The organism is Frigoribacterium sp. MEB024 (genome assembly GCF_000878135.1).
In the GTDB taxonomy this organism is placed as follows: Bacteria; Actinomycetota; Actinomycetes; order Actinomycetales; family Microbacteriaceae; genus Frigoribacterium.
Map to the genome: position 1 here is coordinate 1 of NZ_JXQZ01000053.1, position 9,033 is coordinate 9,033.

9 protein-coding genes are annotated in these 9,033 nt (G+C 70.4%); 4 read left to right on the plus strand and 5 right to left on the minus strand.

Annotation, left to right across the window (positions count from 1 at the left end; genetic code table 11):
- A partial coding sequence (locus SZ60_RS17825; RefSeq protein ID WP_052505343.1) for a hypothetical protein occupies nucleotides 1-896 on the plus strand: 896 nt, incomplete at its 5' end.
- Between the two features lie 97 nt (nucleotides 897-993).
- On the opposite strand, the gene SZ60_RS11170 is transcribed toward SZ60_RS17825, so the two are convergent.
- Nucleotides 994-2,187 (minus strand): class I SAM-dependent methyltransferase, encoded by a 1,194-nt coding sequence (locus SZ60_RS11170; protein WP_043595987.1) that lies wholly within the window; start codon nucleotides 2,185-2,187, stop codon nucleotides 994-996.
- Nucleotides 2,188-2,331: 144 nt separating this feature from the next.
- On the opposite strand from SZ60_RS11170, the gene groES reads away from it, so the two are divergent.
- The 3 genes from groES to SZ60_RS11185 all read left to right on the plus strand — a co-directional run bounded on the left by groES (nucleotide 2,332) and on the right by SZ60_RS11185 (nucleotide 5,290).
- A complete protein-coding gene (gene groES / locus SZ60_RS11175) occupies nucleotides 2,332-2,628 on the plus strand; it encodes a co-chaperone GroES (protein ID WP_043595988.1) in 297 nt (98 codons plus the stop codon).
- Between the two features lie 196 nt (nucleotides 2,629-2,824).
- Nucleotides 2,825-3,805 carry an EamA family transporter RarD gene (gene rarD, locus SZ60_RS11180; protein WP_082060075.1) on the plus strand — a complete coding sequence of 327 codons (981 nt, stop codon included), beginning with the start codon at nucleotides 2,825-2,827 and terminating at the stop codon, nucleotides 3,803-3,805.
- A 162-nt stretch (nucleotides 3,806-3,967) separates the two neighbouring features.
- On the plus strand, nucleotides 3,968-5,290 hold the full coding sequence (locus SZ60_RS11185; RefSeq protein ID WP_043595989.1) for an ABC transporter substrate-binding protein: 1,323 nt from the start codon (nucleotides 3,968-3,970) through the stop codon (nucleotides 5,288-5,290).
- Nucleotides 5,291-5,637: 347 nt separating this feature from the next.
- On the opposite strand, the gene SZ60_RS11190 is transcribed toward SZ60_RS11185, so the two are convergent.
- From SZ60_RS11190 to SZ60_RS11205, 4 genes are all read right to left on the minus strand, one after another.
- Entirely contained in the window at nucleotides 5,638-6,360 is a 723-nt protein-coding gene (locus SZ60_RS11190; RefSeq protein ID WP_043595993.1) for an ABC transporter ATP-binding protein, read from the minus strand.
- An 80-nt stretch (nucleotides 6,361-6,440) separates the two neighbouring features.
- Complete coding sequence (locus SZ60_RS11195) at nucleotides 6,441-7,517, minus strand: ABC transporter ATP-binding protein (RefSeq protein WP_197073551.1); 1,077 nt, start codon at nucleotides 7,515-7,517, stop codon at nucleotides 6,441-6,443.
- 82 nt (nucleotides 7,518-7,599) lie between these two features.
- Nucleotides 7,600-8,583, minus strand: coding sequence for a branched-chain amino acid ABC transporter permease (locus SZ60_RS11200; protein ID WP_043595990.1), 984 nt, complete (start codon nucleotides 8,581-8,583; stop codon nucleotides 7,600-7,602).
- A 12-nt stretch (nucleotides 8,584-8,595) separates the two neighbouring features.
- The coding region (locus tag SZ60_RS11205) for a branched-chain amino acid ABC transporter permease (protein ID WP_043595995.1) at nucleotides 8,596-9,033 on the minus strand (438 nt) is incomplete at its 5' end.

Here is a 9,033-nt window from a genome sequence, read left to right on the forward strand (position 1 = left end):
AGGGTGGCGGCGCGGCCACCGCCTCGCCGCCGCTGCCGCCGACCGCCTTCCCGGGGGCCGCGTCGCAGCCGCCCGCCTCGTCGCCGTACGCCGGGCCCGGGGTACCCCCGACGGGTTCGGCGCCGTACGGTGCACCGCAGGGGGCTCCGGTGCCGCAGTCCCGCCCGGGGCAGGTCCCGCCGGGTGCGCCCCAGCCGCCCCGGCCCCCCTACGGCCAGCCGGGTGCGCAGCCGCCGGCAGGGTACGGGCAGCAGGGCTACGGCCAGCAGACGGGGTACGGCCAGCAGCCCCAGGGTCAACGACCGGGCTACGGCCAGCCGCAGGGTCAGCCGTCGGGTCACGGTCAGCCGCAGGGTCAGCCGTCGGGCTACGGTCAGCCGCAGGGCTACGGTCAGCAGCCCCAGGGCCCGCAGCCCTCCGGTCAGCCCGGTGCGCCGTACGGTCAGCAGTCCTACGGCCAACAGGGTCAGCCCGGTGCGCAGTACGGTCAGTCCGGCGCTCCGTACGGTCAGCAGTCCTACGGCCAGCAGTCCTACGGCCAGCAGGGTCAGCCCGGTGCGCAGTTCGGCCAGCAGCCCTACGGCTCGCCCTACCCGCCCTACGCCTCGGCGGGTGCCGCTCAGCCCCCTCGCCTGCTCAGCCTGCTCTCGATGATCGGCTCCATCGCCGGCGTCGTGCTCGCGCCCTTCACCTTCGGACTCTCGATCGTGGCGTCCATCGCGGGCATCGTGCTCGGCCACCTGGGCATGTCGCGTGAGCGCCCCGCCCGCGGGTTCTGGCTCACCGGGCTGATCGTCGGCTACGCCGGCGTCGTCCTCATCGTGATCGGCTGGGTGGCCTTCGGCCTCTTCATCGCCGGGTTCTCGTCGAGTTCCGACTACTACGGCGGGTACTGATCGCGGCCGGACCGGACCGGGCCCCGAGCGGGCAGAAGACGTCGTTCCCGATCCGGCGAACGACGTCTTCTGCCCCTTCGTCGGACGGGGCGGGGCGTCAGGCCAGGCGCTCGCAGAGCAGGGCCGTGTGCCGCCCCGCGACGCGGGTCAGCACGAGGGTCGCCGTCCCGGTGCCCTGCAACGAGAGTCGCTTGCGGAACGTCGCCGGATCGACGTCGACCCCGCGCTTCTTGATCTCGAGGCGCCCGATGCCCCGGGCCCTCAGCTCGCGTTTGAGCGTCCGCTCGTCGAGCGGGAAGGTCTCGAGCACGCGGAAACCCTGCGCGAAGGGGGTGTCGACCTGCGCCTCCGTGGTCAGCCAGGCGATGTCGCGACTGATCATGCGGGCGTCGATCGACCGGGCCAGGTCGCCGATCAGGCGCGCCCGGATGACGGCGCCGTCGGGCTCGTAGAGGTACTCGCCGAGGTCGCCCGGGTCCACGTCGTCGGAGTCGGCGGCAGCCGTCAGCTCGGACGCCCCGGAGGCGCTGATCACCAGAGCCGATCGGCCCACCCCCGGCCGCGCGAGCGGACCGAACCACACGCCCACCTCGACCACGTCGCGGTCGACCGAGATCCACTGGCACTCGGCGTCGGTCGGCAGCAGCTCGCGGTCGACCCCGGGGCCGAGCTTGACGCCGGTGGGCAGGCGGTCGGCGAAGCCGAAGGCGACGTCGAGGCCGGGGGACCAGTCGGCCGGATCGGCGAGGCGCTTCGTGGCGCTGTGGCCGGACGTCCGTCGTGCCGGGTCGAGGAAGACGCCCTCGATGCCCCCGAGGTCGGTCGTCTCGGCGTCGCCCTGCTCGACGCGTGACGACGACCAGGGCGCGAGGTTGTACGACGCGACGGCCGCGGTGACCTCGTCGCGGTCGACGGCGAGCACGTCGAGGTCGAGCGCGGCGAACGCCAGGGCGTCGCCACCGATGCCGCAGCCGAGGTCGGCCACGCTGCCGACGCCCGCCGCGGCGTAGCGTCCGGCGTGGCGCGCGGCGACCGGGAGGCGCGTGGCCTGTTCGAGGCCCGCCTCGGTGAACAGCATGCGGCTCGCGAACTCGCCGAACTTGGCTGCCGCACGGCCACGGAGCCGGGCCTGCGTGAGCACCGCCGACACGAGGGCGGGGGAGTGGCCCTGCTTGCGCAACGCGGCCACCGTGCCGACGACGTCGTCGCCGGTGGCGCCGCCCGTCGGCAGCGAGTCGAGCAGCCGCAGCCCCTCGGGCGAGAGGACTTCGAGCAGCTCGGAGGAATCCATGTCGTCCAGTGTGACGCACGCGGGCCGACGCGTTGGCACTCGGATTGACCGAGTGCCAGTCTCGTCCTACAGTTGTTCTGGCACTCGCCCCCGGCAAGTGCCAGCCCCCATGTTTTCGTAGCACCGAGAAAGAAGAGGTCACCCGTGTCGGTCAGCATCAAGCCGCTCGAAGATCGCATCGTCATTCGTCAGGTCGAAGCCGAGCAGACCACTGCTTCGGGTCTCGTGATCCCCGACACCGCCAAAGAGAAGCCCCAAGAGGGTGAAGTGGTGGCGGTCGGCCCGGGCCGCATCGACGACAACGGCAACCGCGTGCCGCTCGACGTCGCCACCGGCGACAAGGTCATCTACAGCAAGTACGGCGGAACCGAGGTGAAGTACGGCGGAGAAGACCTGCTCGTGCTCTCGGCTCGCGACGTCCTGGCGGTCATCGTCCGCTAGCACCTCGGCACGGCTCCGGCCGTGCTCCGCGACCCCGGTCGCCGTCCCGAAGGCCCCTGCTCCGGCAGGGGCCTTCGTCGTGTCCGCGGCGCGACCACCGGTGACCGTTCGTCCCCAGGCGTGATCGTCCGTCGATCGATCCACGGTGGCAGGAGTGGCCGTTCCGGCGGCGGGCGCAGCCACCTAGAGTCGCCTGGTGACCTCGACCCGCGCCTCCTCGTCCCCCTCCGCCCCGACCTCGGGGCTCGGCGTCGCCGGGGCCGGCGGGGCGGGCCTGGCCTACGCCCTGGGCGCCTACGGGCTCTGGGGCGTACTGCCGGTGTACTTCCTGTTGTTGGCCCCGGCCGGCCCGTTCGAGATCGTCGCGTGGCGGGTGCTGTTCTCGCTCGTCTTCTGCGCGGTGCTGCTCGTCGTGACGGGGGCGCTGCGATCGTTCCTGGCCCTGCTGCGGCAGCCCCGCGTGGTGGGCACCATGGGGTTGGCGGGGGCGTTCATCGTCGTCAACTGGACGGTCTTCATCTCGGCGACGCTCAGCGGGCACGTGGTCGAGGCGGCCCTGGGGTACTTCATCAACCCGATCGTGACGGTCCTGCTCGGCGTGGTGGTGCTGCGTGAACGTCTGCGCACGACCCAGTGGGTGGCCGTCGGGCTGAGCGCCGTCGCCGTCCTCGTGATCGCGATCGGGGCGGGCAGGCCCCCGTTCATCTCGCTCGTCCTCGCGTTCTCGTTCGGGCTCTACGGCCTGGTGAAGAAGCAGGTCGGTGGGCGGGTCGACGCGGTCGGCGGGCTCACGCTCGAGACGCTCTGGATCGCCCCCTTCGCGGCCGTCACCCTGATCGTGCTGCACGTGACGGGCCTCGGGGGCGGCGTCGTGCTCGGCACCGTGAGCGTCGGGCACACCCTCGCGACGATCGGCACGGGTGTCATCACGGCCGTGCCGCTGCTGCTCTTCGCCTCGGCGACGCGTCGGCTTCCCCTGACGACCGTGGGGCTGACGCAGTACGTCGCCCCCGTGCTGCAGTTCGTCGTGGGCGTCGTCGTGCTCGGCGAGCACATGTCGGCGGCGCGATGGGTCGGCTTCGCGATCGTCTGGGTCGCCTCGATCGTGCTCACCGTCGACATGGTGCGCGCGGGGCGGCGGTCACGTCGACCGCTCGCGGTGGCACCGACCGCCTAGAAACGACCATCCCTCGCAAAGTCACGAATGGCTAACGAAACGTCACTTTGACGTCGAGAACACACGCCAGAAACATTCGACCCCTAGTTTCGGACCAATCGCGGCAGGTTCGACCGCCACCGGTCGGGCTGCACTGCCGCTGTCCACGAAAGGGTTCCACGGATGATCCGATCCAGCACCGCCCTCCGAGCACTGGCTCTCGCCGGCGCAGCCTCCGTGCTGCTCGCTGCCTGTTCGACGGCATCTCCCTCTGACGACGCCTCGTCGTCGTCGTCGGCCAAGGCCGATCCCGCCGCCAAGTGCGAGGTCGGGACGCCCAGCACCGATCCCTTCGCGATCGGCACGATGCTGCCGCTGACCGGAACCCTGGCCTACCTCGGCCCGCCCGCCATCGCGGGGGCGAACCTGGCCATCAGCGACATCAACGCCGCCGGCGGCGTGCTCGACCAGCCCGCCGAGATCTCGACCAGCACCGACTCGGGCGACAGCAACGACATGACCGTGTCGAGCAACGCCGCGACGGAACTGATCGACGCGAAGGTGCCCGTCGTGCTCGGTGCCGAATCGTCGAGCGTCACGCTCAACGTGGTCGACCAGCTCACCAGCAACTGCATCATCGAGATCTCGCCGGCCAACACGGCGAGCTCGCTCAGCGGCTACTCGTCGTACTACTACCGGACCGCTCCGCCGGACTCGGTGCAGGGTTCGGCGCTCGGCCAGCAGATCACGGCCGACGGCAACGCCAACGTCGCGTTCCTCGTCTTCAACGACACCTACGGCACGGGTCTCCGCGACTCGACGCAGAAGTCGATCGAGAGCTCGGGCGGCACCGTCGTCTACGGCGGCACCGGCAAGGGCGAGGAGTTCCCCCCCGGTCAGACCACGTTCTCGTCCGAGGTGTCCGCGGCCATCGCCGCCGAGCCCGACGCGATCGTCATCCTCGCCTTCGACGAGACCAAGTCGATCGTCCCCGAGCTGAAGAGCCAGGGCTGGGACATGAGCAAGGTCTACATGTCCGACGGCAACACGGCCGACTACAGCGCCGACTTCGAGCCCGGCACCCTCGAGGGGGCCAAGGGCACGATCCCCGGTGCCGACGCCAGTGCCGACTTCAAGTCGAAGCTCGTGGCCGGCTACCAGGCGAGCGAGGGCGGCGAACTGGCCGACTTCTCGTACGCGGCCGAGTCGTACGACGCCGTCATCCTGACCGCCCTCGCGGCGCAGGCGGGTGGCGGCACCGACGCCGGGACGATCCAGGCCAACATGGCCGCGGTCTCCGGGGCGAACGGCGGCACCGAGTGCACCACGTACGCGGACTGCAAGACCGCGCTCGACGCCGGTGACGACATCCACTACACCGGCCCCTCGGGCATCGGATCGTTCAACGACAACAACGACCCGTCGTCCGCCTCGATCGGCGTCTACACGTTCGACGCCGACAACAAGCCTGTCTACCAGACCGGCATCGAGGGCAAGGTCGAATAACGGCACCTCGCACCACCCGGGGCCCGGCACGAGTCATCGTGCCGGGCCCTTCGGCGTGCCGAGGAGGCGCGGAGCCGCACCGCAGGAAGGTCGCGACGTCCGCGTCCTCGGGCACCGCGCCTCCTCGTCCCGGGCCCGCCGGCCGTGGGCCCGCGCTCCCCTCCGCACCGCGTCTCGTGCACCGCACCGCGTCGAGACCGGGTGCGCGGCACGACGCGCGGCGCGCAGCCCCGGCGCCCAGCCGTGGCGCCCAGCCCCGACGCCCCGACGTCCGGGCGCCGGACGCACGCACGAGGCCCCGACCACGCCGGGGGCGTGATCGGGGCCTCAGGGTGCCACCGGGGGCGTCAGGACGCGTCGACGTCCTTCGCCAGGGTGCCGAGGTAGAGCTCGATGACCTTGGGGTCGTCCGCCAGCTCGCGGCCGGTGCCCGAGTAGGCGTTGCGCCCCTGGTCGAGGACGTAGCCGCGGTCGCAGATCTGCAGGCAGCGGCGGGCGTTCTGTTCGACCATGATCACCGAGACGCCGGCCTTGTTGATGCGGCGGGTGCGGATGAACGTCTCGTCCTGGCGCACGGGCGACAGGCCGGCGGACGGCTCGTCGAGCAGCAGCACCTTGGGGTCCATCATCAGGGCCCGGGCCATGGCGACCGACTGGCGCTCACCGCCCGAGAGCGATCCGGCGCGCTGGCCGCGACGGTCGGCGAGCACCGGGAAGAGGTCGTAGATGACCTCGAGGCGCTCGGCGAACTTCTTGGGCCGCAGGAACATGCCCATCTGCAGGTTCTCCTCGATGGTGAGCGAGGGGAACACGTTGTTGGTCTGCGGCACGAAGCCGACGCCCGCCTCGACCAGCTTGTTGGCCTTGAGGTTCGTGATGTCGGTGCCGCCGAGCGTGACCGATCCCGAGTGGATCTTGACCTGGCCGAAGAGCGCCTTGAGCAGCGTCGACTTGCCGGCGCCGTTCGGGCCGATGATGCCGATCAGCTCGCCGGGGTAGCAGACGAGGTCGCACCCGTTGAGGATGTTCACGCCCGGCAGGTAGCCGGCGACGAGATCCGTCGCGTTCATGACCGGTTCGACGCCCGCGAACTTCTCGGTGCCCGGGTGCTTGGGGGCGGTGGTGGCGCCCGCGCCGTCCTGTGCCGTGCTCATCGCTTGTCTCCGCTCTGCCGTCCGTCGGACAGCTGGTCGTCGGCCGCGTTCGTGGCCTGCGGGGTCGAGGGGTCGGGGTGGCCGGGCAGGTCGCGTCCCGCGACGCCGCCGGTGGACGAGGAGGCGCTGGTCGCCTCGGCCGCGCGGGCCGCGTCCTCGCGCGCCACCTCTTCTTCGAGCTGTTCGAGCGTGGCGTCGTCGAGCAGCGAGTCGTCGCCCAGGTCGGTGTCGTGGTGCGCGCCCAGGTAGGCGTCGATGACGGCCTGGTCGTCCATGACCGTGTCCGCCGGGCCCTCGGCGACGATGCGCCCCTCGGCCATGACGATCACCCAGTCCGAGATGTGGCGGACCATGTGCATGTCGTGCTCGACGAAGAGGACCGTGGTGCCGTCGTCGCGCAGGCTCTGGATGTGCCCCAGGAGCGACTGCGTCAGCGCCGGGTTCACGCCGGCCATCGGCTCGTCGAGCATGATCATGGCCGGGTCGCTCATCAGGGCACGGGCCATCTCGAGCAGCTTGCGCTGGCCGCCCGAGAGGCTGCCGGCGAAGTCGTCCTTCTTCTCGAGCAGCTTGAACCGGGCGAGGAGGTCCTCGGCCTTGGCCTCGATCTCGCGCTCTCGCTTGCGCCAGAGCGGCGCGACGATCGCGACGAAGAAGTTCTCGCCGGGCTGGTCCTTCGCGCCCAGCAGCATGTTCTGCATGACCGTGAGCCGCGAGAGCGCCTTGGTCAGCTGGAACGTCCGCACCATGCCCGATCGGGCGACCTTGGCGGCGCCCACGTTGCCCATGGCCTTGCCCTCGAACACCCACTTCGCGACGCCCGGACCGCCGCGCTTGAACGCCGTGGGGGCGGACGAGGCCTTGTCGAAGCCGGTCAGCAGGTTGAAGAAGGTCGTCTTGCCGGCGCCGTTGGGGCCGATCAGTGCCGTGATGGCACCGCGCTGCACCTCGACGTGGCCGACGTCGACGGCGGTCATGCCGCCGAAGCGTCGGACGACGTTGTCGACCGTGAGGATCGGGTCGGGCTTGGCCGACCCCGGGGTCCGCTCGACCGCGGTGAGCTTCGAGCGCAGGACGCTGCGGTCGTAGTCGTAGCCCTCGCGGCGGGGAAGCGTGCTGCCGCTCGGGGCCGGTCCGTTGGTGGTGCTCGAGGTGTCAGACACTGAACGCCAACTCCTTCTTCTTTCCGAGGATGCCCTGTGGCCTGAAGATGATCAGCAGCATCAGGGCGATGCCGACGAGGATGTACGAGAACTGCTCGGCCTGCTGGCCGTTCATGATGTTCGACGGGATGAAGTCGCCGGCGAGGGTCCGCACCAGCAGGCGGGTGACGAAGAACAGGATCGCTCCGAGCACCGGGCCGAACACGGTGGCCGCACCACCGAGCAGCAGGGCCGTCCAGATGAAGAAGGTCATCGACCGTCCCATGCTGTCCGGCTGCACCGAGCTCGGCAGGACGTAGATGATGCCGGCGAGCGACCCCATCAGCGCGCCGAGCACGAGGGCCTGCATCTTGTACGAGTAGACGTTCTTGCCGAGGCTCCGCACGGCGTCCTCGTCCTCGCGGATGCCCTTGAGCACGCGGCCCCACGGGCTGCGGCTGAGCAGGAAGACCAGCAGGCTGAGCAGGGCGACGATGCTCCAGCCGGCGATGCGGATCCACCAGCCGTTGACGCCGTTGTTCTCGTAGGTGAACCACAGGATCGTCGTCTGTCCGTCGGGCAGGGGCGACAGGGCGGTGAAGGCCTCGCGGTACGAGGCCCCGGGGATGCCGTTCGAGCCACCCGTCGTGGTCGTCAGGATGCTCGACCGTCCCACGTACCGGATGATCTCCGCCGAACAGATGGTGACGATGGCCAGGTAGTCACCCCTCAACTTCAGCGTCGGCACGCCGAGGATGAGCGCGAAGACCAACGAGCAGAGCAGGGCGATGATGACGGCGAGCCCCAGGGGCAGGCCGTTGCTGATCGAGATGGCGAAACCGTAGGCACCGAGCAGCAGGAACGCCGCCTGGCCCATGTTGATCAGGCCGGTGAAGCCGAAGTGGATGTTCAGGCCGATGGCGGCGATGGCGAAGGCGGCCGTCGTGGGCGCGAGGGCCTCGGCGCTCAGCGCCCGCAGGAGTTCGATGAAGTACATGGTCGTGTCCCCTTAGCCCACTCGTTCTTTTCGCCCGAAGATGCCCTGTGGTCTGAACACGAGGATCAGGATCAGGATCAGCAGCGCCGTCGCGTACTTGAAGTCGCCGGGCAGCCAGATGTTGGTCAGCTCGACGATGATGCCGATGATCAGCGAACCGACCAGGGCCCCGAAGGCCGTGCCGAGGCCACCCAGGGTGACGGCGGCGAAGATCAGCAGCAGGATCTGCAGGCCGGTCATCCAGTTGACGCCGTTGAGCACGAGGCCGAGCATGACGCCCGAGAGGCCGGCCAGACCGGCCGCCAGCGTCCAGACCAGGCGGATGATGCGGTCGACGTCGATGCCCGAGGCCGCGGCGAGGGCCGGGTTGTCCGACACGGCGCGGGTGGCGCGGCCGGTGCGGGTCTTCAGCAGGAACAGTCCCGTGCCGACCAGCACGACCACCGAGAT

Bases quoted from the DNA above. Each gene is read 5' to 3' on its own strand.
- SZ60_RS11200 (WP_043595990.1), bottom strand. From the start codon at position 8,583: ATGTACTTCATCGAACTCCTGCGGGCGCTGAGCGCCGAGGCCCTCGCG.
- SZ60_RS11170 (WP_043595987.1), bottom strand. From the start codon at position 2,187: ATGGATTCCTCCGAGCTGCTCGAAGTCCTCTCGCCCGAGGGGCTGCGG.
- SZ60_RS11190 (WP_043595993.1), bottom strand. From the start codon at position 6,360: ATGAACGCGACGGATCTCGTCGCCGGCTACCTGCCGGGCGTGAACATC.
- SZ60_RS11185 (WP_043595989.1), top strand. From the start codon at position 3,968: ATGATCCGATCCAGCACCGCCCTCCGAGCACTGGCTCTCGCCGGCGCA.